We start from the raw sequence: 25,416 nt of genomic DNA, 5'->3' as shown, positions 1-25,416 counted from the left end.
AAACGAATTTATTTTTTATCATATTCGGATTTTTTTTGGCGTAAGATGAGCATTGCCGTTGCGTATTCTTTAGCAGTGATAAATTGCAAGCGATACAATTCTTTTATTTCTTCTTCCATCAACCCAAGATCGGCACTATAATCAGCCGTATAAATAATTGTCCCGTAACGTTTTAACAATTGCATCACATCATACAAGCTTTTCATCTATCCACCGCCTTCGGAGTAATAATTTTACTTTCTGTGAAAATCCTTTGAACTGGTAAATCATGCGGTTCTACAGGTATCGACTCCGCAACCTGGCAGTCGAAAGCTAAAGAACGTGTAGCGCCAGAAAAACTCGCTAAGAAACGATCGTAATAACCTCCTCCAAAACCGATTCTAAAGCCTTCTTTTGAAAAAACTACACCCGGTACAATTAATAAATCAATGTCTTTAGGTTCTATGTATAGTGTTTTTGAAACGATCGGTTCCTGTAGGTTCATATAGACAACTTCCAACTGGTTTTTGTGCTCAATTGCATGGAAGTCTAGTGTGCGGCTCACCCGGTGACATTTCGGCACGACTACTCGTTTACCCCTTCCCCAACATTTTTCAATCAAGTCCCATGTAGCTACTTCTGGGAATGCAGAAATTGTTATACCGATTGTTTGGGCTGCTAAAAATGCAGGGTCTTCCAGTAAACGGTCGACTATAATTGCCGACTTCTGTTTATATTCTGTTGCTGTCATTTCCTGAAGTAAACTTAGCACTTTTTTTCGTTGTGTTCTTTTATCCATAATCGCACCAGCTCCTTTAAAAAGAAAAAAGCCAAAACCCGTATTAGGTTTTGGCAATCAATGAATTACTTCGTTTCACGGTGTACTGTCATTTTCTTTTCACGTGAGCAATATTTTTTCATTTCAAGACGCTCAGGGTTGTTGCGCTTATTTTTAACAGTGCTGTAGTTACGTTCGCTACATTCTGTACAAGCTAAAGTGATGTTAACACGCATCGGTATCCCTCCTAATTCTTTCAAAGATCATTTGTAAATAAGCGTGATCTATACGACTTAATTATTATAGCATATCTCATGGCAAAGTCTACTGTAAAATCCCATTTTTATTGAACCTTTCTAAATAAACAGAAATGCCAGTAGCTTTTTGCTTTTTGCAGTCGCTATTCATAGTCGATTGGTTCTTTTTATTTGTTCAGATCGTAATGTTGTCCGCGCACCAAGTAAAACAATTGTTCAGCGATATTAGTCGCATGGTCGGCTGAGCGTTCCATATAGCGGCTGATAAATGCCAATTGTGTAATTTGGCCAAGCTTGTCTGGGTTTTCGCCACCTGCTTGTATCAATTTACGAATTACATCCCCGTACAATTCATCTACTTGGTCATCTAATTCAGCAATTTCTTTCGCTTTAACGATATCTTCTTCGACAAACGCATCAATCACTTGATGCAACATTGCAACCGCTAACTTCTGCATTTGCTGAATTTGCGCTATTTGAGGCAATAATGGTTGATTGCCAATGCGAATTGTTTCTTTAGCAATATTTACTGCATAATCACCGACACGTTCCATATCTGACGCCACTTTTATCGTAACGATTAACCGCCTTAAATCGGTAGCAACTGGCGATTGCTTTGCAATCAATAAAATGACACGGTCATTAATAAACTCTTCTAACTGGTTGATATCCTTATCGTCTTCAATCACTTCGAGTGCCGCATCCACATCTTGCGTCATAAGTGCATCCATTGATTTATTTAACGCCTTTACCGCCATCGTACTCAACGACACCAATTCTTCTTGCGCAGAATTTAACTCAAATTCGAATTTTTCACGTACTGACAAAAATTCCACCTCCTCTTTTAGCCGAATCGGCCTGAAATGTAATCTTCCGTTCGTTTATCGGAAGGATTTGAAAAAATCGTATCTGTGTGATCATATTCAATCACTTCTCCGTTTAAAAAGAATGCTGTCTTATCTGAAATCCGCGCCGCTTGTTGCATATTATGAGTCACAATAATAATGCTATAGTCTTTTTTCAGTTCTTGAACCAACTCTTCGACTTTTAACGTGGAAATGGGATCTAAAGCTGATGTCGGCTCATCCATTAAAATAACGTCAGGTTCAATCGCCAAAGCACGTGCGATGCAAATTCGTTGCTGTTGTCCACCTGAAATGCTATACGCATTGTCGTTCAAGCGATCTTTTACTTCTTCCCAGATAGCCGCTCCACGTAAACTTTTTTCAACAATTTCATCAAGTATTTTTTTATTTTTAATGCCATGGATACGAGGACCGTAGGCAATATTATCATAAATTGATTTTGGAAATGGATTGGGTTTTTGAAAAACCATGCCCACGCGAGTCCGCAACTCTTCGACGCCGTAATCTTGATCGAAAATATTACGTCCCCTATAAAGAATTTCTCCAGACGTCTTCACTGAAGGCACTAATTCAACCATGCGGTTTAAGGTTTTAAGGTAAGTTGATTTGCCACATCCTGAAGGTCCGATAATAGCAGTAACTTCATTTTCCTTAATTTCTAAATCAATATTCTTTAAGGCATGATTGTTGCCATACCAAAGATTTAGTTGATTGGTTTCATAAACAGCTTTTTTTGCAATCTCAGTTGATCTTTTCTCTGTCACTGTTTTTTTCGTCATAATAGTAGTCATCAGTAGAACCCCTCCCACATCATTAACATTAATAGCGTTTATCAAATTTATTGCGGATAATAACTGCGATGGAATTCATAAACAACAGAACTGCCATCAACACCATAATTCCTGCAGCTGCCACAGTTTGAAATTCTTGCTGCGGTCGGCTTGACCAATCGTAAATCTGCATAGGCAGCGCTGTAAAAGTATCCATAACACCAGCTGGCAAAAATTGAATAATAACTGGCACACCAATAACAATCAATGGTGCTGTTTCTCCTATGGCACGTGATAATGCTAAAATACTGCCTGTTAAGATGCCGGGGATAGCCGCTGGCAAAATAATTTTGACGATAGTCTGCCATTTTGTAGCGCCCATACCGTACGATGCATCTCTAAGTTCACCTGGAACTGAGCGAATTGCTTCTTGTGAAGCTACGACAATGACTGGCAAAATCAATAGGCTCATCGTAAAGCCTGCCGCTAAAATACTATTTCCTAGTGCCATAGCACGAACAAATATCGTCAGTCCAAGCAAACCAAATACCACTGATGGAACTCCTGCTAAATTGGAAATGTTCATTCGAATAAAACTAGTAATGCGGTTTTGTTTTGCGTATTCTTCAAGGTAGATAGCAGAGCCAACACCTAAAATAATAGAAGTCGGAGCGACGACGACCATTAACCATAACGAGCCGATGAGTGCCGCTTTAATTCCCGCTTTTTCCGGGAACCGCGAAGCGAAGTTAGTTAAAAATTCAATCGATAGATGCCCTGCTCCTTGCGTGACAATCCGGTAAAGCAAAATAACCAATGCCAATAATGCCAGTAAAGTTGCAGCTAAGAAGATGACTTTGAAAATACCGTTAACAAGCAATCTGCCATTCATTCGCTTTATAACTTGCTGGTGTTCAATATACCTCATCTTAATATTCCTCCCTGAAACGTTTTGAGACGTAGCCGGCAAGGACATTCATCATCATTGTAAAGACAAATAATGTAAATCCAACTGCATAGATGGAATAGTAGATAGTTGTGCCATATCCCGCGTCCCCTTTTGATACTTGGACAATGTATGCGGTCATGGTCTGTATGGATCCGGTAAAGTCCCCATCGAATCTGGGTGTTGATCCTGCGGCAAGCGAAACGATCATCGTTTCTCCAATGGCTCTCGATACGGCAAGAACCACAGATGCAATGATCCCTGAAAGAGCAGCCGGCACAGTAATTTTCCAAGCGACTTCAAATTTTGTCGACCCCATTGCCAAAGCGCCTTCTCGTATACTTTTCGGTACAGCAGACATGGCGTCTTCTGACAAGGAAGCGATCATCGGAATAATCATAATACCGACAACAATTCCGGGTGAAATTGCATTAAAAATTTTAATTTCTGGAAATACCGATTGAAGAATAGGTGTCACAAATGTTAGCGCAAAAAATCCATAAACAATCGTTGGAACACCGGCCAGTACTTCAAGAATTGGCTTTAAGACACGCCGAACATTTTCGCTAGCGTATTCACTCAAATAAATAGCAGCTGCAATTCCGATTGGCACCGCCACTACAGTGGCGATTAACGTAACTTTCAAGGTTCCAACAATTAAAGGGAGAATCCCAAATTGTGCATCTTTATTTGAAAACGGTAGCCACGTAGTCCCAAAAATAAAGTCAAAAAATGGTACGCGCGTGAAAAATGTTATCGTTTCAACAATTAATGTTAAAACGATTCCAATAGACGTCAAAACGGATACTGACGCAATTAAGAACAGTATAATTGGAATGATTTTTTCAATCATTTTTTTGTTTTTCTTGCCATTTGACTGTGCGATCATTTCTTGTACAGATGGTCGCATATAAAATCCCCTTTCAACCGCGAAAGGTGAGCAGTGGCTGCTCACCCGTAACTTAAACTATATAAATGTATCAACCTGTTGATATTCCTTGCTTATTTAGACAGTTATTACTTATTTTAAAGCTTCTAAATCAGCTAATCCTTTATCGTACGCTTCTTGTGGCAAAGCAACATAACCGACTGCTTCTGCCATAGCTCCAGCGTTTTCTAACGTATACTTCATGAAATCATATGTCGCATCGTTATCTGCAAGTGCTGCATTGTTCGCATAGGTGAATAGTGGACGCGATAGCGGCGCATAGTCTCCCGATTCGATTGTTTCGTTAGTTGGTTCAACACCATCAATTGAAACGACTTTCAATGTATCTTGGTTAGCTACGTAATAGGCATAGCCAAAAAATCCGATGGCATTTGGATCCGCTTGAATCCCTTGTACCAATGTGTTGTCATCTTCCGAAAGAGTTGCTGAGCTAACCAAGTCTTCGTCTTCAAGAATGACTTCATTGAAATAATCGTAAGTTCCTGAATCTGTTCCTGGCGCATAGAAGACGACTTCTTCCTCTGGCCATTCCGGGTTGATGTCAGACCATTTTTTCGTTGTGCCATCTTCTACCCAAAGTTTTTTCAAATCTTCTACTGTCAAATCTTCTACCCAGTCATTTTCTTGACTGACAACAACTGATAGCCCATCAAAAGCCAATTGAAATTCTGTATAGTCAATGCCTGCTTCTTGAAGACTTGCTATTTCTTCTTCTTTTATAGGTCGAGAGGCGTTAGAGAAATCTGTTTCGCCTTGAATGAATTTTTCAAATCCGCCACCAGTACCCGACGTACCAACTGTTACTTTGACGTCTGGCTGAGCTCCAGCATATTCTTCCACAATGCCTTCCATAATGGGTGCGACTGTAGAAGATCCGTCACCTGCTACGGTTCCTTCAGCAACTGCCTCATCTCCAGCTGTTTCTGAACTGGTTTCTCCTGTTTCTGTACCGGCATCTGTGCTACCACAAGCACCAAGAATTAAAGCTGATCCAAGAATTGTTGAAGCCATTGCGAATTTCCAGTTTCTCATTACGTGATGTCCCCCTATGTGTTTGTATTTGTTTACATTCTTTACTATAGAGAAGGATTGTTGAGAACATATAAAGGCTATGTTAAGAAATTGTAAATTGAGCGCACTACAGAAAAAGCCCTAAAGAGCATTCTCTTTTAGAGAAATTTCTTCAGGGCTTTACTTTATTCGCCTTCTACAACAACTGAATCGCTATAAGGCTCTTTTATTACATTGGATGCTGCTTGCGCTTCTTTGTTTTTTAACTCGAAATACTTATCTGCTGCCGCACGGGCGATTTCGTTGTTTGCTTTTGGTACATTGTTTGGGTCTGTTGTAACGTACGGAATCACTACTGCGTAAGCAATTTCCGGATTTTCATAAGGTGCATAGCCAACATGTGCAATATTAATTGCGTATTCGCCATTCATTTCATGATCTTTTTCATAGAAATAAACTTCAGCTGTTCCGGTTTTTCCGGCAGCGCTATACGGTGCATCACTAAATTGAGCACGTGCCGATCCTGAACTTCCAATATACACATTACGCATACCAGTTTGAACCTGTTCTATTTCTTCTTGTGTGTTATTAATGCGATTCAAGGTTTTGGGTTCGATAATCGTTTCAATCGGCCCAAGATGTTCACCATCTCTAGAAGCTTCGCGTATTTCCTTAACAACGTGAGGTTCCATCCGGTAACCATCATTTGCAATTGTTGAAATGTACTGCGCTAGCTGTAGCGGTGTGTACGTATCAAACTGACCAATTGCTAAATCGAGCAGTTTGGGACCAGGAGAAGTCCCACCCATATAGCCCGTTGCTTCATTTGGCAGATCGATACCTGTTTTAACACCCAATCCAAATTGTGCAAACGAATTACGCATTGTGGCGAAACTTTCTGGAGCTATATACAAACCGCGGTTGTATTGATACTCTGCTCCCGCAATTTTCAAGGCAATCTTAAACATGTACACGTTAGAAGAACGCTCGATGGCCATTAAATCACTAATTGGGATACGATTAAATAATTGTGTGTTGAAAACAGAATTTTTCTGAGGCGTGCTGGCAAACTTCAAAGGCTCATCTATTTGAACTTCATTTAATTCGACTGCTCCTTCAGAATAACCCGTCAGCAGTGTTGCCCCTTTAACCGTAGAACCCATTTCATGAGAGGCTGTAAATGTACCGAAAGCATAGTCATAAACAGCTTGGTTGCCATTTTCATCTTCACCTAAGCGCTTTCCAACCATTGATAATACTTCTCCGGTCTGTGGATCCATCATAACTAGATACGCATCTTTTACCAATTTCGAGCTCGGCCCAGCTTTTAATTGCAACAATTTATTTTCAACTATTTTTTCAAGTTCACTTTGTAGCTCGCTGTCAATCGATAAAACCAAATCTTTTCCAGCTTTCCCTTCATCCACAGGTAAGGTTTCAATGACACTACCTTGACCATCTGTCACATTTTTGACGACTGATTTCTGACCTTGCAGTACCGCTTCATACTGCTGCTCTAAAAAGCTAGTGCCCACGCGATCATTGCGAGAGTAGTCGCGTGCCAAATAATAATCTAGTTTAGTGGCAGGTATTCCCGTTTCCGGTGTTGTCGTACTTCCCAAAATCGTCAAATCACTTGATTTTACTCGTTTCCAATCTGTTACGGTATTGACTCCTTTTAACTTAGGGTCAGTTAAACGCTCTGAAACACGTGCAAATTCTTCATCTGTCACACCTTCATTTTTGATCATCTGAGGCGTCAGTGCGTATCCCGAAGTCATTTCACGGTAGATAGCCAATACTTCTAAGTCTTCTGCACTTAAACTGGCTAACTCTTTATCAGTGATCTTCTCTCTAATCAATGCGTCAAGCGCCTGCTGCTTTTCTTTTTCTGGAATGTCTTGTGCTGCAATTGCCTCTTTTTCTTTATCCGTTACTTTTTTTGTCGCACTTTCGGTATTTAACTGTATATAGAAATCCTGCTTGTCCCGTAGCGTCACTTTGTTATCATCTTTTTCGATCAACCTAGCTAATTCTCTTGCCACAATCATCATTTCTTCTCTCTTGGTCGTCTGCATTGCCGTATAGGTAATCGCATTAACCGGTGTATTTCCGACTTGAATCCGTCCTTCACTATCAAAAATACGTCCTCTTGGAACACTTGTATTGACAGGAACTTCTTCAGTTCTTGCGATTGCACGCGCATAGTCTTCTCCTTTGACAATTTGAAGAAATCCTAAACGCAGAATCAATATGGAAAACAATAAGAAGATTGTGAAGAACAGGACATTCATTCGAAAGGCTGTATTGGACTGCAACTTCACTCTTGCAAGTGAAATCCGTCTTTTTTGAGGCGGTTTCATGAGCTATATGCTCCTTTCGCAAAAATATCCATTTACCAGTATATCATTACATCAAAAAAACACACACTTTTTCAGACGAAAAAGTGTGTGTAAGGTTTCAATTATAATTTTTATTTTGCTGTTTCGTAACGAGTTGAAACTTCTTCCCAGTTTACTACATTCCAGAATGCGTTAATATAATCTGGGCGTTTGTTCTGGTATTTCAAGTAATAAGCATGCTCCCAAACATCAAGTCCAAGCAACGGCGTTTGACCGTCCATTATTGGAGAGTCTTGGTTTGGTGTAGAAACAACTTCTAGTTCTCCGTTTGAAAGAACAAGCCAAGCCCAACCAGAACCAAAACGAGTTTTACCAGCTGCTGCGAATTTTTCTTTAAATTCGTCAAAGCTACCAAATTTGCTATTGATTGCTTCGCCTAGCGAACCTGTAGGGTTGCCACCACCGTTTGGAGATAACAATTTCCAAAATAATGAGTGGTTCGCGTGTCCACCGCCGTTGTTGCGGACAGCTGTACGGATGGATTCAGGAACTGCATCTAAATCAGCGATTAGTTCTTCCACCGTTTTTGAAGCAAGATCTTCGTGGCCTTCAAGAGCCGCATTTACGTTTGTGATATAAGTATTGTGGTGTTTCGTATGGTGAATATTCATCGTTTCTTTGTCGATGTGTGGTTCAAGTGCGTCATACGCGTAAGGTAATTCTGGTAATTCATATGCCATGATTAAATTCCTCCTTGAGTCTATTGGTCTACCTTCTTAGCGTATCAAAATTTCTAGAGCGTTACAAACATAATGCATGTTTAATCCATTTATTCAGACCTTTGACTGAATCATATTGATTTGCTCAGTTAAATTGTAAAAAAAAAGATGACAATCATGACAATTTGGATAATGCCTTTAGTAAAGACCGACGTAATAAATCCGACTACTGAGCCAACTCCAGACATGAACGACTTTTTCAAAGTTGATTTATTGAATAAGATCTCCGCAATAATTGCTCCAAGAAAAGGTCCAATTAAAATACCCACAATTGGAATAATGAACGGACCAACAATTAAACCAATCGTACTGCCCCAAAGTCCAGCTCTTGAGCCACCGAATTTTTTCACACCAAAGGCATTGGCAATGGCGTCCGCCCCAAATAATAAAATCACAAACAAACTCTGAATCGCCCAAAACCACCAAGGTAAATCGCCGAAACTAAAAAACAAGCCGTACATAACAAAGCCCCCGAAGATAAACAAGACTGCGGGAATAATTGGGTAAACTAACCCAATAAAACCAATTACAAAACTTAATAGGATCACAATCCAGCCGATGATTTCCATCCGTATTCCTCCCTATAATAAAAGCTCTCTTCCATCGTGCCCTACATTTTTTAAAATGTAAAGCAAGAGGAAAAGAGCTTCTATTAGTCAGCACTATGTGGGCACTTCCGCTTTTCTTCGTTAAGCGCGGTTGCCTAAAATGGCTTCTGCAATATTAACTGCATGGTCTCCGATTCGTTCAAGGTTGCTGACAATATCGACAAAGACAATTCCGGCTTGTGCTGTACATGTTCCTGCATTCAAACGCAAGATATGCTTCTTCCGGAATTTGCGTTCCATTTTATCGATCAAGTCTTCTTGTTCAGCTACTTCGCGAGCTAATTCATGGCTTGTTGTATTTAACGCCTCAAGCGCTTTTTGAACAGTGGCAATGGTTAACGTAAACATTTCAGTTAAATCTTCCATCGCGCTTTCTGTGATTTTTACTTTGTTGTTTTCCTGATAGTCAACCAATTCGATGATGTTTTCGAAATGATCCCCGATTCGTTCAATATCTCGAACCGTTTCCATCAGCATCGTGTGCCGTGTAGAATCAGCTGCTGAAATAGATTCTGCTGAAATCAACACTAAGTAATCTGTGATTTTAGCATCCAGATTATTAATGGCGTCTTCCAACTGATAACCCATTTCGGCGTTTTTCTTACTTTTCGTCATTAAGTATTTATATGTCTCCTGTAAACCTTGAACCGAATATTCACCCATACGTAAAATTTCTTCTTTTGCTTGTCCTAATGCAATAGAAGGAGATTGCTCAATAAAATGGATATCCAAGTGTTTTGGTTTAAATTCAATCAATACTTCTTCTCCTGGAATCGCTTTTGTAACGAGATAAGCCCAGGCACCTATTAATGGAAATTGAATAATCGTGTTTGCTACGTTAAATGAACCGTGTGCAAAAGCAATCTGCATCTTCGGCTCTAATGCTAGGATGCCAGAGATCCATTCTACATAAGCAGTAAACGGTATTAACAAAATCAAGAAAATGACCGATCCAACAATATTGAACAAAACATGTACTGCTGCTGCACGACGAGCTGCTATTGACGTACCCAGTGCTGCAAGAACAGCCGTAATCGTCGTTCCAATGTTATCACCGAATAGAACTGGTAGTGATGCAGCTAACGATAAAATGTTCTCATCATAAAGTCCTTGAAGAATCGCTACTGTCCCACTTGAACTCTGAACAATCAACGTGAAGACTGTTCCAACCACAACTCCAAGAATCGGGAATTCGCTCAAACTGACTGTTAAATCGATAAAAGCTGGTAATTCTCGTAGTGGCTTCATGCCGCCACTCATTAATTCCATACCGTAGAAAAGACCACCAAAACCGAAAATGACCTGTCCAATGTTCTGAATTTTATTTTTCTTGATGAAGAAAATCATCGCCGCTCCGATTGCCATAATCGGTAAAGCGTACTCTCCAACATCTAGGCCAATAATGAAGGCTGTGACAGTGGTACCAATATTTGCTCCCATAATGACACCAATCGCCTGTCTCAACGTCATAAATCCAGCACTTACTAATCCAACTACAATTACAGTTGTACCAGAACTCGATTGAATCAGGATCGTAACGATAATTCCGACTAGAACACCCATGAATGGATTGGTTGTAAAACGATCCAAGATGTCACGAAGTTTATCGCCAGCTGCTTTTTGCAAAGCATCCCCCATAAACTTAATTGAAAATAAGAAAATCCCTAGTCCACCGAAAAAGGAAAAGAAGATTTCTTGCCAGTTCATTTCCACGATACTTATTCAACTCCTAAATTTCATATTCACACCTAACCTATTATGCGTAGTTTACTAATAATTTGTAAACACCTTTATGTAAAATTTACATTCCCGTAACAAAGCGACCTTTTTTCTTCCTTTCTACATGGTACGATTATTATATAAATGAAAGGAAGATGATTTTGAACCTATACCAATTATTCAAAGCGAGCTTAATGGAACCAAAAAGGCAAGCTGCCGTCCGTATTATGACTATCGGTAAAATTATGCAGTTTATTTTCATCTTTATTGCTTTTTTAACAGTCATTGCTTTTATCGAATTGATTTCCGGTTTAGACGTTGCTACAAGTAACTTAGACGGTCTTGTAGAGTTTGTTGAGGAAATTGAATGGCTGCTTTATCCATTTGCTGTCATCTCTTTGTTTGTCTCTACGACCATTTATCATTTCGTTAAAATTAGTTTGTTCGCATTGATTGCTTTAGTAATTTTAAATGCCAGAAAACGGCGCGGTGAATATCGCCATTTATGGCGCACTACAGCTCTTAGTGTCACAGTTCCGACATTACTAGCATTTGCCTTAAGTTTTTTAGACTTAGGATTTAGCGTTTCCCTGTTGACCAGCTTATTAACCGTCCTCTATTTGTATTTGGCTATCGGTTACTATCCCAAAAAACCGCCTATCCAAAAAGCGCAATCTAAGGCTTGAGTTTTTGTGAAGACCTTAATAACTAACCGTCTTTCTTGTCTTTTAGAGCGCTACACTGCTAAAATGGCTATAGGTAATAGAAGAGAGCCTGCAAATTTCGGTTAATCCATCATTTATAGGACAAAGACATGTGAGCCGTAAGAATAGGCCACCATTAAAAAGGAGAGATTTTTTCATGAGCGAAATGACACACCGTTCAAAAACACGCCCCGTAAAAGTCGGAGATTTAACGATCGGCGGTAGTAATGAATTATTCATACAAAGTATGGCAACGACTAAAACGCACGATGTGGAAGCAACAGTTGCAGAAATTCTGCGACTTGAAGAAGCAGGATGCCAAATCGTCCGCGTGGCATGTCCTGACGAACGTGCGGCTTACGCAATCGGTGCCATTAAAGAGCGCATTAACATTCCTTTAGTAGTAGACATTCATTTTGATTATAAATTGGCTTTGATTGCCATTGAACAAGGTGCAGACAAAATCCGCATCAACCCAGGGAACATCGGACGTCGCGAGAAAGTAGAAGCTGTTGTGAATGCCGCAAAAGCAAAAGGCATTCCAATTCGGATCGGTGTTAACGCAGGATCACTAGAACGTAAAATTCTAGAGAAATATGGCTACCCAACGGCTGAAGGTATGGTCGAAAGTGCACTTCACCACATTAAAATTTTAGAAGACTTGGATTTCCACGATATTATCGTTTCATTAAAAGCTTCAGATGTAAGCTTAGCTGTTGAAGCATATGAACTTGCTTCAAAAGCGTTTGACTATCCATTGCACTTAGGAATTACAGAATCCGGCACATTATTCTCAGGCACAGTGAAAAGTGCGGCGGGTCTTGGGGCATTGTTTGCAAAAGGCATCGGTAACACCCTTCGCGTGTCGCTTAGTGCCGATCCTGTCGAGGAAGTTAAAGTAGCACGTGAAATGCTGAAAATCTTCGGTCTTTCTTCAAATGCTGCGACACTTATTTCTTGTCCGACATGCGGACGCATTGAAATTGACTTGATCTCCATTGCAAACGAAGTGGAAGAATACATCTCTCATATTAAAGCACCCTTAAAAGTAGCTGTATTAGGCTGTGCAGTTAACGGTCCTGGTGAAGCTCGTGAAGCCGACATTGGGATTGCTGGCGCTCGCGGGGAAGGCTTACTATTTATGCATGGTAAAACTGTCCGTAAAGTTCCTGAAGCCACGATGGTTGAAGAACTGAAAATCGAAATCGATAAATTAGCGGAAGCTTATTTCGAAAAACAAGCAGCTGAAAAAGCGCAAAAAGAATTAGAACAACAACAAGTATAAGGTTGTGAATAGATGAGATACCGTTTTGGAATAGATATTGATGGAACTGTGACTTCTCCAACGTCATTACTTCCTCATATAAACGAACAATTTAACAGTGCGCTGACGTTGGACGATATTAAAGAGTACGATTTGACTGCGGCTCTCCCCCATTTGACACAGGGTGAATTCTATTCCTGGTTCCGTAGTTCTGAGCCAAAAATCTATGCAGCTTCTCCTGTTTCTGAAAATGCCAAGCAGATTTTAAACGACTGGAAAGACCAATACGAACTGTATTATATTTCTGCTAGGGGCGATAATGTTCGCGACGTTACTGTTGATTGGTTTGCAGAGCACGCGATTGCTTACGATCACATTGAATTGATTGGTTCACATAAGAAAATCGAAACTGCAAGACGCCATAATGTTCACTTGTTCTTCGAAGACAAACATGATAATGCTGTCGAAATCGCTGAAGAGCTAAGCATTCCTGTTTTGCTGTTTGATACACCTTATAATCGTCTAGCGATTCCGAGTAATGTTATACGGGTTACTAACTGGCTCGAGGCAAATGAATGGGTCAAAAATGAATTCAGCACTCAAAAAATCTTGAGTGGCAAATAATTTGTTGAAACGAATAAAAGCGAGAGTGGAAAATCCACTCTCGCTTTTATTTACATTCCGGACATTTTCCGTATATTTCAAACTTATGATTGGCAATCTCATATGCCGGCAAAGCCGCTCCAACCAAATCCATTGGGCAGATTGGAATTTCTTTTATTTTTCCGCAATCCATGCAGATAAAATGATGGTGGTGGTGATCGCTTTCACATTGCATGCGAAAATGGCGTTCGCCCGATAGTTCTGTTTCTTCTAATATGCCAAGCGACACAAATGTCGCTAGATTGCGATATACCGTATCGTAACTCATGCTCGGATAGTCTTTTTGCATGACGTCTAGCAAATCTCGTGCCGTCAAATAACGTTCATCATTAGCAAACAATTCCAGAATCTGGTTACGCTTAGAAGTTTCTTTAAAACCTTTTTCTTTAAGAACCTGCCATGCAGTCGTTAAGTTCATGCAATCACTCCTTTTTTATATAAAACCATGATTTTTTTATAAGCAAGGACTAGTAGCAACAGGAAAATAGAAGTTACGACAATCGTGCCACCTGGTGCCAAATCAAAATAAAAGGCTGTTACTAGACCTGTGATGACTGAAATCTCACCAAAAACGATAGATAGAATGATTGTTTGTTTAAAGCTTTTTGTTACGCGCATTGCCGTAGCCACCGGAATCGTCATTAAAGATGAGACAAGTAAAATCCCGACAATACGCATAGATCCCGCAATGACCAATGCCGTAACAATCATAAACATAAAATGAATCCATTTTGCAGGTAACCCAGAAGCTCTAGCATATTCGTCATCGAAAGACAAAACAAATAATTCCTTAAAGAAAAGATAAATAAAGGCTAATACAACTAGTGCAACTCCTGCTACAATCAACAAATCTTCTCTGCTAACTGCTGAAACTGAGCCAAATAAATAACCAAACAGATCATTTGAGAAACCTTGTGCTAACGAGATGAAGATGGCACCAAAGCCAATACCAGCCGATAAAATAATGGGAATTGCTAATTCTTCATAATGCTTATAGAGACTTCTCAAGCGTTCAATCAGTACCGAACCGGCGACTGAAGCTGCAATACCGAGAAATAAAGGATTTAACAAGGCGAGTGACGCGACGCTTTGACTCAAATATAAGCTTCCTGCTATGCCAGCTAGTGTTACATGGCTTAAAGCGTCTGCAATGAGCGATAATCTACGGACAACAATAAAGACACCAAGAAGAGGTGCGATTACTCCGATAATTAATCCAGCCGCAAAGGCATTTTGTAAGAATTCGTAGGACAATATGGCTTCAATCATGCGTGACTTCCTCCGATATGGTGAATTTTACGAACAGAATGACCGTACCATGCTTCACGCTGTTCATCACTCATCGTGTGTAGCTGTTCTTTAAAGCCATGGAAATGAATGGTTTGATTCAAACAAGCGACATGGGTAATGCGGTCTGTTACCGTATCTACATCATGAGTAACCAAAACCATTGTAATATGTTTGTCACGGTTGAGTTTAGCCAACATGTCATAAAATGATTGGACATTCTGGTGATCTACACCAACAGTTGGTTCATCGAGGATTAGAATTTTTGGCTTTGCTACTAGCGCTCGTGCGATAAAAATCCGCTGCTGCTGGCCACCCGATAATTCACTGATGCTTCTATCAATAAAATCAGCCATACCAACCGCCTCTAATGCTTCTGCGACTTGTTCATGAGTGGATTTTGGTAACCGGTGAAACAAACCGGTCTTCTTTGCAAGTCCACCTGCCACAACTTCTTTTACAATTGCTGGAAATCCTGAATTAAACGAATTGGACTTCTGAGATACATATCCGATCCATTCACGTTTCTTAAATTTTTTTGCATCTTCACCGAAAAGCTCAATTTTCCCTGCAGTCGGCTTGATTAGCCCTAGCATGATTTTCAATAATGTCGACTTACCTGAGCCGTTAGGACCCAAAATCGCCAAAAAATCGCCTTCTTCTACTGTCATGGAAATATTATGAAGTGCTTTTGTTTGCTCATATTCAAAACTGATATTTTTAATGTCAATTAATGGCGCAGCCATTATGCCGCCTCTTTTCTAATTAATAATGATTACGATTTACATTAGAAAAGTATAGTAGAGTTCGCTACTAATGTAAATGGATTAGACTTAAATAACTTGAGTGCAACCGTACAAATAAAGCTTCTCCTATGTAGTAAATATGATTTTTAAATTTACGAGTCATCGATTTTGCAAAAATCACATGACTCGTTTAGTTAGCTGACCGTCATTTCGCATACTTTCATCATAAAAAATGAAGACAGTCCCCGATTGCAGGGACTGCCTTCAACTATAACTGATTTCCTTATAAAGGAGATTTCAATTCCTCGATCACGCCTGGTGAAAAGATACCCGCCCTAAACATTTCAATTTCAAATGCATATGGCGCTTTTTTATTTTTAGCATCTAATCCGACGTAAGGCGTTTCAAGGATTTTAGGAACGTGCATCAAATCAGGATGATGAACGATGCCATTTAACGCATCGAATCCGATTTCACCAAAGCCAATGTTTTCGTGGCGGTCTTTACTTGCGCCTCGAATATTTTTACTGTCATTGATGTGCAGTACTTGAAGGCGGTCGATCCCAACAATACGGTCGAACTCTTCTAATACGCCGTTAAAATCTTCTTTGATGTTATACCCGGCATCATGTGTATGACACGTATCAAAGCATACAGATAGGCGTTCGTTATGTGTCACACCATTAATGATTGCAGCAATTTCTTCAAAACTGCGACCACATTCTGTGCCTTTTCCAGCCATCGTCTCAAGTGCGATATTGACTGGATAATCCTGTGTTAATACCTCATTCAAACCTTCGATAATTTTAGCAATACCGGCATCTGCTCCGGCTCCGACGTGAGCACCTGGGTGCAAGACAATTTGTTTTGCACCCAGTGCTGCAGTGCGTTCAATTTCTTTTTGAAGAAATTCCACGCCCAGTTCAAAGGTTTCAGGCTTTTGGGTATTGCCTAAATTGATAATATACGGGGCATGAACCACAATATTCGTTAAATTATTGGCAGCCATATGCGCAAAACCTGCGTCGATATTCAATTCTTCAATTGGCTTGCGACGTGTGTTTTGAGGTGCACCGGTATAAATCATAAAAGTTGTAGCTCCGTAAGAAGCCGCTTCTTCGCTTGCGCCAAGTAGCATTTTCTTACCGCTCATCGAGACGTGAGATCCTAGTAACATGAAACTATCTCCTTACTTTTTGCGATTTTTACGTCGTTCCATTTTTTTGATTTCGTCCATTTTCCACTTCATCTTCTTTTTGTACATCGGTCTTACTTTTTTCGGCTTATGAACCATTGTTTTTGCTTTGGCATCGGCTGCGTCCGTCTTTTTAATGCGCGTTGTCCGGCTGTGACGTTCTTTTAAATCAACGAATTCGCCTTTCACAATATCTTTTTGTTGGAACGGAATGCCCATTTTCTCAATACGAACAATCGCATCGTCTTCCTCTGGCTTGAATAGCGTAATCGCTAGCCCTTTCATCCCAGCGCGAGCTGTACGTCCCACACGGTGAATAAAGAACTCCAGGTCTTCCGGCAATTCGTAGTTGATTACGTGGCTGACGCCTTGAATATCAATTCCACGTGCAGCAAGATCTGTCGCTACGATGTATTGATACTCCAAGTCGCGAATTTGACGCATCATTTTGACGCGTTCACGCGGTGCCAAGTCGCCGTGTACACGCCCAACACGAATGCCTTCTTTTGCTAATTGATCGGCAACATAATCGGCGTTTGTACGAGTATTAACAAAGATGATCGCTAAATAAGGGTTGATGACTTTCATCACATCTTGCAAGCGCTCCATTTTCTTCTTACTACGAACAGGGACCAAGTAAAAGTCTAACCCTTCTGCAGTTGGGCGTTTATCGCCAATTTTGACATGAACTGGTGATTCCATGTATTTTTTTAAGAACGGTTTTAACTTTTCTGGAATTGTTGCTGAAAAGACATACATTTCCAGGTCTTCTTTCATTTTTCCAGCAACTTGGTCAATTTCTTCGATAAAGCCAAGATCAAAAGCTAAGTCTGCTTCATCAATTACAAGGATTTTACCTGTGTGTACCAACAATGCGTTTTCTTTCACCAAGTCTCTTAACCGACCAGGAGTTCCGACTACGATATGGGGCTGTGTTTTTAATTTGTTAATTGAACGCTGCTTGTCTGTCCCACCGATAAACGATTTTACTTCTATGCCAGATCCAATAACTAGTTTTTGCAACTCATTGAAGATCTGCATTGCAAGTTCACGCGTCGGTGCTGAGATTACCGCCTGCACTTCCTGTTTGCTGACGTCGATACGTTCTACAATTGGAATAATGAAACTATGCGTTTTTCCAGTTCCTGTATGGGATTGGCCAATTGCACTTGTGCCTTTCAATATATGGGGCATCATTTCCTGTTGAATCTTTGTCGGTTCTGTAAACCCGAGTTTTTCTACCGCTTCTAATAGGAACGGTTTGAATGGATATTCGTTGAATTTTGTCATGGGATTAAATTCCCTCCTTACGCTCTAGACATTATAGCATAAAACCGTCTGTTTACGCGATGCAACTTTTGTAAAGCTGTGCCGTCTCCGTTATAATGAATATATGATTTTGAAAGGAGCGCGGTACTTGATGAAAGTTATGAAAATATCGCCAAGGGGATATTGTTACGGAGTGGTCGATGCCATGGTTATCGCAAAGAACGCTGCGATGGATGAAAGTTTACCACGTCCCATTTATATACTAGGAATGATTGTTCACAATAAACATGTCACAGACGCTTTCGAACAAGATGGCATCATTACTTTAGATGGACCAAACCGTCTTGAAATTTTGGAAAAAGTAGAAAGCGGTACGGTTATTTTTACAGCACACGGTGTTTCTCCACAAGTACGTGAGTTAGCAAGACGGAAAGGCTTGGTATCGATCGATGCGACTTGCCCAGACGTGACTGTTACACACGACTTGATTCGTGAGAAAACGGCTGATGGCTACCAAATCGTTTATATTGGAAAAAGTGGACATCCTGAACCAGAAGGCGCCATTGGTGTTGCACCTGACATGGTTCACTTAGTTGAAAGTGTCGAAGACGTTAATCGTCTAGAACTCGATTCCGAAAAAATTATCGTCACGAACCAAACAACGATGAGTCAATGGGATGTTGTGGACATGATGGAACGCTTAAAAGAAAAATTCCCACACTCTGAAGTTCACAAGGAAATTTGCTTGGCCACGCAAGTTCGCCAAGAAGCAGTCGCACAACAAGCTGGCGATACCGATTTGTTAATCGTCATTGGGGATCCAATGAGCAATAACTCAAATCGTTTAGCGCAAGTATCACAAGACATTGCTGGAACTCCTGCATACCGTATTTCCGATATCTCTGAACTCAAATTGGAATGGCTAGAAGGTGTTGAAACGGTAGGTATCACAGCAGGTGCTTCCACGCCAACACCAATCGTTAAAGAAGTGATGAAGTTCTTGGATCTCTATGACCCAGCAGACCCAAGTACGCATGAACTAACTCGTTCTGTACCGCTCAATAAAATTTTACCGAAAATTAAGCATCCAAAACCATCGGATCGCATTGAGCCTTATCCAGTAGGCGAATAAGTAAAAGCTGTCACAAAAGTTAAAACCTAACTTTTGTGACAGCTTTTCTTTGTGTCTTGCAGTATTCAATTCTAAAGGCATACGCCAAATACTTTATCCCACTTATCATTTATGGTTATTACAGACGAAAAAACGATTTGAATCGGTTCTTTGTTTCACTTTCCTGTCCAAATAGCTTTCTTTATTCTTATTTATTCAGTTATACATATTTTTATCTTTCATATATAATCAAATCATTACAGTTAGAACAAGTAGATAATTCAGGAGGCAGAGGAATTGATGAATTATTTCGCTATTGCATTAGCAACTTTAGGGTTGAGCATCATTATTTTCTTTATCTTAGGAGGACTTGGCTTTACAGACTATGTGGATGGTCTAATCATAGCCGTAGGATTAATTATCGTCATTTTACTATCCATCATTATTAGTTTATTAATAAAGGTTGATCGAAAACTCAAGAATTGATAACCAAAAATCTCAATTAACCTTACGTCTTTGATGAAAGGTATTTCAACGCTTTGTCCAAATCTACATCAATTCTTACATGCTCCGATGTCCAAGGAATATGTGTATGAGGTGGTATGCCGACTCCGGTCATGCCTTCATTGGCATCAACTCTAGAGAGACGGGAAGTCGGGTACAGCAATTCAAAACCTTCTTCCCATTCTTTACAGACAAGGTTCGCATAATCATTCAGCCCCATGGTGGGTCTTCCCATCACATGCACCTTTCTAGATTTTTTGCAGGTCTCTACAAACGATTCGCCCGCACTTCCGCAACTATTGTCTGTCAGTACGACAATCGATTTGGGTTGAGTGGTTCCTTTGATGACAGTTTCCGGCATAATATCCTCAAAATTGAATTCCACAAATCCCTTGCCTTTATTTTTCGTCCACTCTCGTTTGAATACGCTTAAAAATTGCTGGGCATTGTCATCTTCTGTTTCTGCACGTTGTTTAACAATCATCGCTAATTCCCGTTCCGCATTTGCAAGGGTACAATTGAAATGCATCTGTTCGTCACCTGCTGCCAGATCCACTCCTTCTTCTGGCATGATAAATGGTAAGAAAGGGAAATAGCTCCCATCGCTGCCCCCGTAATTGACGCGCACATCAATAATCCAAGCATCCGCATTTTCCAGAAGACTTTGATTTTCTTTGATCATCTTAACAATGGCGTCGGGATTCATGAAATCTGTCATCGTCAGTAAAATCGCCTTGTCTAATTGCTGGACCGAATAGGTGGCCACATAGCCCTCTTTAGCATAAGTTTCAAATGAAAACCTTTGCTTCTCGCCTATTTCAGTTTCAATTTCACCAAAATCATAAAGAGAAAAAATCAAATTCCAGTTTTCACGTTCTGGATGATTTTCATTCAGCAGACGCGAATGCTTTTCCTTTAGTTCCGGGATTGTATAGCCCCCAATTGACGTAAAAGCCATTCCTTTCGAAACGCGATTCTCCTGGAATACTGTAGTCACGTATAGCTGATCTTCAAAGCGCCTAACCCGAAATCCCCTATCTTTTCTAATTTCCTCATTTATCCCCTTACTAGCAAAATGAATATGCTGATCCTTAAAATCTAGCAAGTACTCTTTGACCAGTTCTGTGAATTGAGCTTTGTTCAGCCTTCCCTGATTTTCTAAATCTCTCAAGTTCCCAAGGTAATAATCGGGGTTGTCCCAACCTTGTTTATCTTTCCATCCCGCATAGTCGTGCTGCATAATATGGACGATTTCAGTAAATAGACGTTCCATAATTCTCCCCCTTGTAATTTTCATCACGGATCGAGGTTCCATGAAGTCATCTCGTTATTTGTTAACTCTTTCTTTTATCCTCTATTTAAGTGTTCCTCCAACAAATTCTTGGAACTTAATTTCTTCTTCCGAAAAGGGATTGTGATTGCTTTCTTCAAAAATCGTGAACTTGGCATTTGGAATCAATTCGGCAATTTCCTCTCCGAACTTTAACGGACATTGTGCATCATATTTTCCTGAGTAAATATAACTTGGAATATGTATTTCTTTCAGTTCTTCTCTGATATCGAATGTCGGATATTCCATCTTGCTGAAATACTCTAAACGTGAACCGACAATTTTACCGCTATTCGGTTTTTTCATCGATTCTTTCAATTTATCTTCTGATTGGTATGACATCAAGGCCCATTCGTAACTGATTGCTTGGCGTACTTCAACTGGAGTTGATGGTGCATTCAATAGGTCCATAATTTCAACAATTCGATTGAAATTTGGATTCTTTCTACAATAGATGCTGTTTTCATCTTTTCCGTATTCGTAACTTGCTGCAGCTCCCCCTGCAATTATTTTTGTCAGCGATGCTTGATGGATAATGGCGTATTTTAATGCCAGCATCCCGCCTGTTGAATGCCCGGCAAACGCCCACTTTTTATCGCCTAAGGCTTTTCTAATGACCTCTAAATCGCTCACTGTTTCCTCCATGCCATATTCATCAGGTGTTGCTGCTTTTACAGAATGTCCAGCTCCACGAAGGTTAATCAAATAGACATGATAATAGTCGGTAAAGGGATCAGCCAGCAAATTTCCCTTCTGATTGAACTCGCTGTAAAGGTGAGTAATGGCTAATGGCTCACCCTCCCCTTTTTCAAAGATTTCAAAGCTTCCCCGATCTGTTTCGATGATGCACTCTTTCCACATTTTCCATCTCCTACTTTCTAATTTTTCTTTATACACTCATCCAATCATACAATATATGTAAAATAAAAAATACGATAATTACGAATATTCCACTTTTAAATTCAATTTATCACGTGTGTCGATTAATCAACAAATGACAGACTATTCCTGCTGAGCGCAAAATGCTCGTGCAGAAATGTCGTCAGGGCATCCCGCCAAATCAGCGGCAGCGTACCGGTCAATTGCGTATGCTGAAAGGCCAGAAGTGACAAAGCTGGCAATTGAATTGTCGATTTTGTCTTTTGATAGGGCCACCGCATGAGCACATAAGCAATCAATGCCGTAAACAATTGGTTGTAGTCGGCGTTGGGTGTTGTGGCTTATATGATTAAAATCAAAATGGGAGATAGCCGCTTGCTTCTCATTTAAGAATATGAGAAAATTTTTAATAGTGAATATTCAAAAAACAGTTTATTAAGGAGACTTAAATGTTAACAACAAGACAACTGAACGAGATAGAACAACTTCAAAAAGAAGTCGAAGCATATGATGTACTCGAATTAAAGTTAAATTGGGAAATGCTTCGATCAAGAGATTCTAAACAACTTGATTTTTTCCATTATGAAAGTAATAAACTAATCGCTTTTATCGGATTGTATTCGTTTGGTTCGACTGTTGAAGTAACGGGAATGGTAAAACCGACAGAGCGTCGCAAAGGACATTTCACAAAGCTATTTGAAGAAGCGATGACTTCAGTACAGCAAATTGGGTATAAGAAAGTTTTGTTGAATACACCAGCCAGTGCTAAAGCAGCTCAGGATTTCCTGAAGAATCAAGGAGCCCTCTACAAATTTTCAGAACATCAAATGCAATGGGAACCACAGCCTCTTACTACTTCAACCGGTTTCATATTACGTCAAGCTGAAAGTACAGATTTAAAAATGAGAATACGACTGGATGTGGAGGCATTCGATATATCCTTAGAGGATGCTACGGCAATGGCGAGCAGACTCAACGAAGAGCAAGATACAGAAATGCTAATGATTGATGTAAACAACGAGACCATCGGAAAAATCCGGATACAAAGAAGAGATAGCCAAGCATGGATTTATGGATTTTCAATTCTTCCAGAGTATCAAGGTAGAGGAATAGGACGCAAAGTACTACAACACACCGTTAAACAACAAAGTGAAGCCGGCTACTCGATTCATCTTGACGTGGAAACAAAGAATGCTCATGCCTTAAGATTGTACGAGGCAATCGGCTTTGTAGTTAAGCATGCACAAGATTACTATGTGTATCAAAAGTAATTACCAGAGTGCTCTAAACATGTTATGTTTTGGAGTATTCTTTTTTGTGTAGTAAAACTTCAGAAGTTAAAGGATAGGTAAAGAGTAAGCAGCGGAAAAGGTGGAGCGCTTGAGATATTTAAGTGTTTTTTGATTACCCATAGTTAGTCTTAGTAGAATCAGTTTTCTAAATGTAATTATTAAAAGGCGTTCGTAAAATTAGAAAAACATTTAACGAATGAACGCAATTCAACTAAACTTATGAGGCAACTCTATTTTTACTTCGTATAAATTTTAAAAAGAGACCTATATAAAAAAGCAGTGGCCGCGGCCACTGCTTTTTAGATGAATCGAAAAGGTTCTGTATTTATTTGTGACGACAAAAACTCACATTGCCAAGTAGGTTGCTGTTTAGACATATGGTCGACAACGCCTTGAATCATCACTTTTTCTACGTGATGGCCAGGATCGACAATATTTAGTCCGATGGCTTGTGCGTCTTGAGCCGTATGGAAATACATATCACCTGTGACATAGACATCCGCTCCAGCACGCTTAGCTTGTTGGAAGTATTTATTGCCATCTCCGCCGAGTACCGCCACCTTTTTAATAACAGCGTCTGGGTCTCCCACGATGCGTAGAGACGAAACATCCAATTGCTGTTTTGTCCAATTGGCGAATTCTACTAAAGTCATAGGTGCTACAAGCGTTCCTACACGTCCAAGTCCCATTACTACTCTTTTGTTTTCTAAAACAAAGACATCATATGCCACTTCTTCATACGGATGTGCAGCAAGCATTGCTTTGATGACACGGTCTTTTTCGTTTTTGCGAACCACGACTTCTACTTTCGATTCCGCGGTTACTTCCATTTCACCTGCTTCTCCAATAAATGGCTTCGCTTTAGCAGTCGGACGAAAGCGCCCTGTCCCAGATAAGGTATAACTGCATCCTTCGTAATCGCCAATCGTTCCAGCTCCAGCTTTAATAAAGACTTCACGAACAGTTTCTTCGTGAGTTTCCGGGACGAACACTGCAATTTTCACCAATTCTTCTTCATAAGTTGGCACTAATACTTTCGTGTTTTGTAAACCGAGTGATGCCGCCAATAAATCATTAACGCCGCCAATAGCCACATCCAGATTTGTATGTGCTGCGTATACGGCAATATCCGATTTTATTAGTTTTTCCATTAAACGCCCTTGCGGAAAATCTGTCTGCAAGTTTTTCATTGGTCGAAATATGGGGGGGTGATGTGCAATAATCAATCCTGCGCCTTTGGCTATTGCCTCGTCCACGACCTCTTCGTTCACATCTAATGTTACTAATACACGGTCGATTTTTTTGTTTAACGTTCCTACATGCAAACCAATCGGATCGTTTTCCATGGCCAAATATTTAGGAGACCATTTCTCAAACTCCTCAATAATTTGGTGACCGTTAGGAATTTTCACGTTGCAACACCTCTTCTACCAATTGTATTTTTTTCACTAATTCCTGTTTCTTTTCAATAATTTCGAGTGTTTGTGCAGTGGCTTCCATTGATGCTACAATTTTTTTCCATTGTGCACTTTCACGCATCCATTTTTCTTCAAAAATCACGGTTTGATTTTTTAGTAGCTCAGGACCCATCAATAATTGCTGTGGCGTCCAAAAAATGACGGCTTCCGTTTTTTCAAGCACCACTATTTCGTAAATTTTTTCATTTTCTTTTAGTATTTCTTCTTCTACAATGTCCCAGCCATTTACTATAGCCCAATCACGTATTGCTTTCGCGTGAACATTTGGTTGTAAGATTAATCTTTCGATACCTACTAGTTTTTCTTTGCCTTGTTCTAATATCGAACAAATTAACGGGCCGCCCATACCTGCAATGGTGACGGTTGTAATGCCATCTTCTACATCGATTGCATCAAGACCACTTGCTAGCCGGACGTCAATTTGTTCCGCTAATTGTTCTTGTTGAACTTGTTTTTGTGCCGATTCAAAGGGTCCTTTGACGACTTCTCCTGCAACGGCTTTATTCACTACGCCAGTTAATACTAAATAACAAGGTAAGTATGCATGATCGCTGCCAATATCGGCTACGACTGCGTTTTGAGGTACATAATGGGCAACTCTTGTTAACCGATGCGATAATTGTTGTGCATTCATCCAGATCCTCCTAATGTAACAGAAAAACCCTTAGCTCTAAAAGAACTAAGGGTTTT

General features: G+C 40.0%; 27 protein-coding genes. 6 read left to right on the top strand and 21 right to left on the bottom strand.

Annotation, left to right across the window (positions count from 1 at the left end):
* Nucleotides 1-8: 8 nt before the first annotated feature.
* From AJGP001_RS07780 to AJGP001_RS07725, 12 genes are all read right to left on the bottom strand, one after another.
* Nucleotides 9-206, bottom strand: coding sequence for a YqgQ family protein (locus AJGP001_RS07780; protein WP_058385525.1), 198 nt, complete (start codon nt 204-206; stop codon nt 9-11).
* Nucleotides 203-778, bottom strand: a complete 576-nt coding sequence (locus AJGP001_RS07775) for a 5-formyltetrahydrofolate cyclo-ligase (RefSeq protein WP_071154386.1) — start codon at nt 776-778, stop codon at nt 203-205. The genes AJGP001_RS07780 and AJGP001_RS07775 overlap by 4 nt, the downstream gene beginning before the upstream one ends.
* A gap of 65 nt (nt 779-843) precedes the next feature.
* Nucleotides 844-993 carry a 50S ribosomal protein L33 gene (rpmG, locus tag AJGP001_RS07770; protein WP_006830468.1) on the bottom strand — a complete coding sequence of 50 codons (150 nt, stop codon included), beginning with the start codon at nt 991-993 and terminating at the stop codon, nt 844-846.
* A 188-nt stretch (nt 994-1,181) separates the two neighbouring features.
* Nucleotides 1,182-1,841: a phosphate signaling complex protein PhoU gene (phoU, locus tag AJGP001_RS07765; protein ID WP_071154385.1), complete on the bottom strand. Its 660-nt coding sequence runs from the start codon at nt 1,839-1,841 to the stop codon at nt 1,182-1,184.
* A gap of 17 nt (nt 1,842-1,858) precedes the next feature.
* Nucleotides 1,859-2,671 (bottom strand): phosphate ABC transporter ATP-binding protein PstB, encoded by an 813-nt coding sequence (pstB, locus tag AJGP001_RS07760; RefSeq protein WP_071154384.1) that lies wholly within the window; start codon nt 2,669-2,671, stop codon nt 1,859-1,861.
* A 28-nt stretch (nt 2,672-2,699) separates the two neighbouring features.
* A complete protein-coding gene (pstA, locus tag AJGP001_RS07755) occupies nt 2,700-3,578 on the bottom strand; it encodes a phosphate ABC transporter permease PstA (protein WP_071154383.1) in 879 nt (292 codons plus the stop codon).
* A gap of 1 nt (nt 3,579) precedes the next feature.
* On the bottom strand, nt 3,580-4,506 hold the full coding sequence (pstC, locus tag AJGP001_RS07750; protein ID WP_071154382.1) for a phosphate ABC transporter permease subunit PstC: 927 nt from the start codon (nt 4,504-4,506) through the stop codon (nt 3,580-3,582).
* 111 nt (nt 4,507-4,617) lie between these two features.
* Nucleotides 4,618-5,577, bottom strand: coding sequence for a PstS family phosphate ABC transporter substrate-binding protein (locus tag AJGP001_RS07745; RefSeq protein WP_071154381.1), 960 nt, complete (start codon nt 5,575-5,577; stop codon nt 4,618-4,620).
* Nucleotides 5,578-5,741: 164 nt separating this feature from the next.
* The gene (locus AJGP001_RS07740; RefSeq protein WP_078080352.1) at nt 5,742-7,919 is read right to left on the bottom strand and encodes a peptidoglycan D,D-transpeptidase FtsI family protein; all 2,178 of its coding nucleotides are present in this window, start codon (nt 7,917-7,919) and stop codon (nt 5,742-5,744) included.
* 110 nt (nt 7,920-8,029) lie between these two features.
* Nucleotides 8,030-8,638, bottom strand: a complete 609-nt coding sequence (locus AJGP001_RS07735; RefSeq protein WP_058385533.1) for a superoxide dismutase — start codon at nt 8,636-8,638, stop codon at nt 8,030-8,032.
* 128 nt (nt 8,639-8,766) lie between these two features.
* Nucleotides 8,767-9,246 carry a DUF456 domain-containing protein gene (locus AJGP001_RS07730; RefSeq protein ID WP_078080351.1) on the bottom strand — a complete coding sequence of 160 codons (480 nt, stop codon included), beginning with the start codon at nt 9,244-9,246 and terminating at the stop codon, nt 8,767-8,769.
* Between the two features lie 120 nt (nt 9,247-9,366).
* The gene (locus AJGP001_RS07725; RefSeq protein ID WP_058385535.1) at nt 9,367-10,998 is read right to left on the bottom strand and encodes a Na/Pi cotransporter family protein; all 1,632 of its coding nucleotides are present in this window, start codon (nt 10,996-10,998) and stop codon (nt 9,367-9,369) included.
* A gap of 167 nt (nt 10,999-11,165) precedes the next feature.
* Here AJGP001_RS07725 and AJGP001_RS07720 point away from each other — a divergent pair, with 167 nt between their 5' ends.
* The 3 genes from AJGP001_RS07720 to AJGP001_RS07710 all read left to right on the top strand — a co-directional run bounded on the left by AJGP001_RS07720 (nt 11,166) and on the right by AJGP001_RS07710 (nt 13,596).
* Nucleotides 11,166-11,690, top strand: coding sequence for a DUF1189 family protein (locus AJGP001_RS07720; protein ID WP_078080350.1), 525 nt, complete (start codon nt 11,166-11,168; stop codon nt 11,688-11,690).
* Between the two features lie 175 nt (nt 11,691-11,865).
* Nucleotides 11,866-12,993 (top strand): flavodoxin-dependent (E)-4-hydroxy-3-methylbut-2-enyl-diphosphate synthase, encoded by a 1,128-nt coding sequence (ispG, locus tag AJGP001_RS07715; protein ID WP_058385537.1) that lies wholly within the window; start codon nt 11,866-11,868, stop codon nt 12,991-12,993.
* Nucleotides 12,994-13,005: 12 nt separating this feature from the next.
* On the top strand, nt 13,006-13,596 hold the full coding sequence (locus AJGP001_RS07710) for a hypothetical protein (protein ID WP_078080349.1): 591 nt from the start codon (nt 13,006-13,008) through the stop codon (nt 13,594-13,596).
* Between the two features lie 46 nt (nt 13,597-13,642).
* Here the strand turns inward: AJGP001_RS07710 and AJGP001_RS07705 are convergent, their stop codons facing one another.
* From AJGP001_RS07705 to AJGP001_RS07685, 5 genes are all read right to left on the bottom strand, one after another.
* Complete coding sequence (locus AJGP001_RS07705) at nt 13,643-14,053, bottom strand: Fur family transcriptional regulator (protein ID WP_071154379.1); 411 nt, start codon at nt 14,051-14,053, stop codon at nt 13,643-13,645.
* Complete coding sequence (locus AJGP001_RS07700; protein WP_078080348.1) at nt 14,050-14,904, bottom strand: metal ABC transporter permease; 855 nt, start codon at nt 14,902-14,904, stop codon at nt 14,050-14,052. Before AJGP001_RS07700 ends, AJGP001_RS07705 begins: the two co-directional genes overlap by 4 nt.
* Nucleotides 14,901-15,668, bottom strand: a complete 768-nt coding sequence (locus tag AJGP001_RS07695) for a metal ABC transporter ATP-binding protein (protein WP_058385541.1) — start codon at nt 15,666-15,668, stop codon at nt 14,901-14,903. The genes AJGP001_RS07700 and AJGP001_RS07695 overlap by 4 nt, the downstream gene beginning before the upstream one ends.
* A 283-nt stretch (nt 15,669-15,951) precedes the next feature.
* Nucleotides 15,952-16,845 carry a deoxyribonuclease IV gene (locus AJGP001_RS07690; RefSeq protein WP_071154378.1) on the bottom strand — a complete coding sequence of 298 codons (894 nt, stop codon included), beginning with the start codon at nt 16,843-16,845 and terminating at the stop codon, nt 15,952-15,954.
* A gap of 12 nt (nt 16,846-16,857) precedes the next feature.
* Nucleotides 16,858-18,153 (bottom strand): DEAD/DEAH box helicase, encoded by a 1,296-nt coding sequence (locus tag AJGP001_RS07685; protein ID WP_058385543.1) that lies wholly within the window; start codon nt 18,151-18,153, stop codon nt 16,858-16,860.
* Nucleotides 18,154-18,283: 130 nt separating this feature from the next.
* Between AJGP001_RS07685 and AJGP001_RS07680 the strand changes: the two genes are divergently transcribed.
* Nucleotides 18,284-19,264 (top strand): 4-hydroxy-3-methylbut-2-enyl diphosphate reductase, encoded by a 981-nt coding sequence (locus tag AJGP001_RS07680; RefSeq protein WP_078080347.1) that lies wholly within the window; start codon nt 18,284-18,286, stop codon nt 19,262-19,264.
* A 276-nt stretch (nt 19,265-19,540) separates the two neighbouring features.
* Nucleotides 19,541-19,729, top strand: coding sequence for a hypothetical protein (locus tag AJGP001_RS07675; protein WP_071154377.1), 189 nt, complete (start codon nt 19,541-19,543; stop codon nt 19,727-19,729).
* A gap of 22 nt (nt 19,730-19,751) precedes the next feature.
* Here the strand turns inward: AJGP001_RS07675 and AJGP001_RS07670 are convergent, their stop codons facing one another.
* Nucleotides 19,752-21,044, bottom strand: a complete 1,293-nt coding sequence (locus AJGP001_RS07670; RefSeq protein WP_245830283.1) for a S41 family peptidase — start codon at nt 21,042-21,044, stop codon at nt 19,752-19,754.
* A gap of 57 nt (nt 21,045-21,101) precedes the next feature.
* Nucleotides 21,102-21,938 (bottom strand): alpha/beta fold hydrolase, encoded by an 837-nt coding sequence (locus AJGP001_RS07665; RefSeq protein WP_071154375.1) that lies wholly within the window; start codon nt 21,936-21,938, stop codon nt 21,102-21,104.
* A 467-nt stretch (nt 21,939-22,405) separates the two neighbouring features.
* On the opposite strand from AJGP001_RS07665, the gene AJGP001_RS07660 reads away from it, so the two are divergent.
* The gene (locus AJGP001_RS07660; RefSeq protein ID WP_078080344.1) at nt 22,406-23,227 is read left to right on the top strand and encodes a GNAT family N-acetyltransferase; all 822 of its coding nucleotides are present in this window, start codon (nt 22,406-22,408) and stop codon (nt 23,225-23,227) included.
* 320 nt (nt 23,228-23,547) lie between these two features.
* Here the strand turns inward: AJGP001_RS07660 and AJGP001_RS07655 are convergent, their stop codons facing one another.
* Both AJGP001_RS07655 and AJGP001_RS07650 read right to left on the bottom strand, forming a co-directional pair.
* On the bottom strand, nt 23,548-24,660 hold the full coding sequence (locus AJGP001_RS07655; protein WP_078080343.1) for a Nif3-like dinuclear metal center hexameric protein: 1,113 nt from the start codon (nt 24,658-24,660) through the stop codon (nt 23,548-23,550).
* The gene (locus tag AJGP001_RS07650) at nt 24,647-25,360 is read right to left on the bottom strand and encodes a tRNA (adenine(22)-N(1))-methyltransferase (RefSeq protein ID WP_058385550.1); all 714 of its coding nucleotides are present in this window, start codon (nt 25,358-25,360) and stop codon (nt 24,647-24,649) included. The genes AJGP001_RS07655 and AJGP001_RS07650 overlap by 14 nt, the downstream gene beginning before the upstream one ends.
* Between the last annotated feature and the right edge of the window lie 56 nt (nt 25,361-25,416).

The organism is Planococcus faecalis, assembly GCF_002009235.1.
GTDB lineage: Bacteria > Bacillota > Bacilli > Bacillales_A > Planococcaceae > Planococcus > Planococcus kocurii.
Note: the sequence above shows the minus strand (reverse complement) of the source record. Positions and strands in the feature narration are given on the sequence as shown.

What these genes read in the sequence shown, in the direction of transcription:
- AJGP001_RS07775 (WP_071154386.1), bottom strand. Translation starts at nt 778, where the DNA reads ATGGATAAAAGAACACAACGAAAAAAAGTGCTAAGTTTACTTCAGGAA.
- AJGP001_RS07660 (WP_078080344.1), top strand. Translation starts at nt 22,406, where the DNA reads ATGTTAACAACAAGACAACTGAACGAGATAGAACAACTTCAAAAAGAA.
- pstB (WP_071154384.1), bottom strand. Translation starts at nt 2,671, where the DNA reads ATGACTACTATTATGACGAAAAAAACAGTGACAGAGAAAAGATCAACT.
- AJGP001_RS07710 (WP_078080349.1), top strand. Translation starts at nt 13,006, where the DNA reads ATGAGATACCGTTTTGGAATAGATATTGATGGAACTGTGACTTCTCCA.
- AJGP001_RS07695 (WP_058385541.1), bottom strand. Translation starts at nt 15,668, where the DNA reads ATGGCTGCGCCATTAATTGACATTAAAAATATCAGTTTTGAATATGAG.
- AJGP001_RS07740 (WP_078080352.1), bottom strand. Translation starts at nt 7,919, where the DNA reads ATGAAACCGCCTCAAAAAAGACGGATTTCACTTGCAAGAGTGAAGTTG.
- AJGP001_RS07735 (WP_058385533.1), bottom strand. Translation starts at nt 8,638, where the DNA reads ATGGCATATGAATTACCAGAATTACCTTACGCGTATGACGCACTTGAA.
- AJGP001_RS07745 (WP_071154381.1), bottom strand. Translation starts at nt 5,577, where the DNA reads ATGAGAAACTGGAAATTCGCAATGGCTTCAACAATTCTTGGATCAGCT.
- AJGP001_RS07685 (WP_058385543.1), bottom strand. Translation starts at nt 18,153, where the DNA reads ATGACAAAATTCAACGAATATCCATTCAAACCGTTCCTATTAGAAGCG.
- AJGP001_RS07780 (WP_058385525.1), bottom strand. Translation starts at nt 206, where the DNA reads ATGAAAAGCTTGTATGATGTGATGCAATTGTTAAAACGTTACGGGACA.
- rpmG (WP_006830468.1), bottom strand. Translation starts at nt 993, where the DNA reads ATGCGTGTTAACATCACTTTAGCTTGTACAGAATGTAGCGAACGTAAC.
- ispG (WP_058385537.1), top strand. Translation starts at nt 11,866, where the DNA reads ATGAGCGAAATGACACACCGTTCAAAAACACGCCCCGTAAAAGTCGGA.
- AJGP001_RS07705 (WP_071154379.1), bottom strand. Translation starts at nt 14,053, where the DNA reads ATGAACTTAACGACTGCATGGCAGGTTCTTAAAGAAAAAGGTTTTAAA.
- AJGP001_RS07700 (WP_078080348.1), bottom strand. Translation starts at nt 14,904, where the DNA reads ATGATTGAAGCCATATTGTCCTACGAATTCTTACAAAATGCCTTTGCG.
- pstC (WP_071154382.1), bottom strand. Translation starts at nt 4,506, where the DNA reads ATGCGACCATCTGTACAAGAAATGATCGCACAGTCAAATGGCAAGAAA.
- AJGP001_RS07650 (WP_058385550.1), bottom strand. Translation starts at nt 25,360, where the DNA reads ATGAATGCACAACAATTATCGCATCGGTTAACAAGAGTTGCCCATTAT.
- AJGP001_RS07690 (WP_071154378.1), bottom strand. Translation starts at nt 16,845, where the DNA reads ATGTTACTAGGATCTCACGTCTCGATGAGCGGTAAGAAAATGCTACTT.
- AJGP001_RS07665 (WP_071154375.1), bottom strand. Translation starts at nt 21,938, where the DNA reads ATGTGGAAAGAGTGCATCATCGAAACAGATCGGGGAAGCTTTGAAATC.
- AJGP001_RS07730 (WP_078080351.1), bottom strand. Translation starts at nt 9,246, where the DNA reads ATGGAAATCATCGGCTGGATTGTGATCCTATTAAGTTTTGTAATTGGT.
- pstA (WP_071154383.1), bottom strand. Translation starts at nt 3,578, where the DNA reads ATGAGGTATATTGAACACCAGCAAGTTATAAAGCGAATGAATGGCAGA.
- AJGP001_RS07680 (WP_078080347.1), top strand. Translation starts at nt 18,284, where the DNA reads ATGAAAGTTATGAAAATATCGCCAAGGGGATATTGTTACGGAGTGGTC.
- AJGP001_RS07670 (WP_245830283.1), bottom strand. Translation starts at nt 21,044, where the DNA reads ATGAAAATTACAAGGGGGAGAATTATGGAACGTCTATTTACTGAAATC.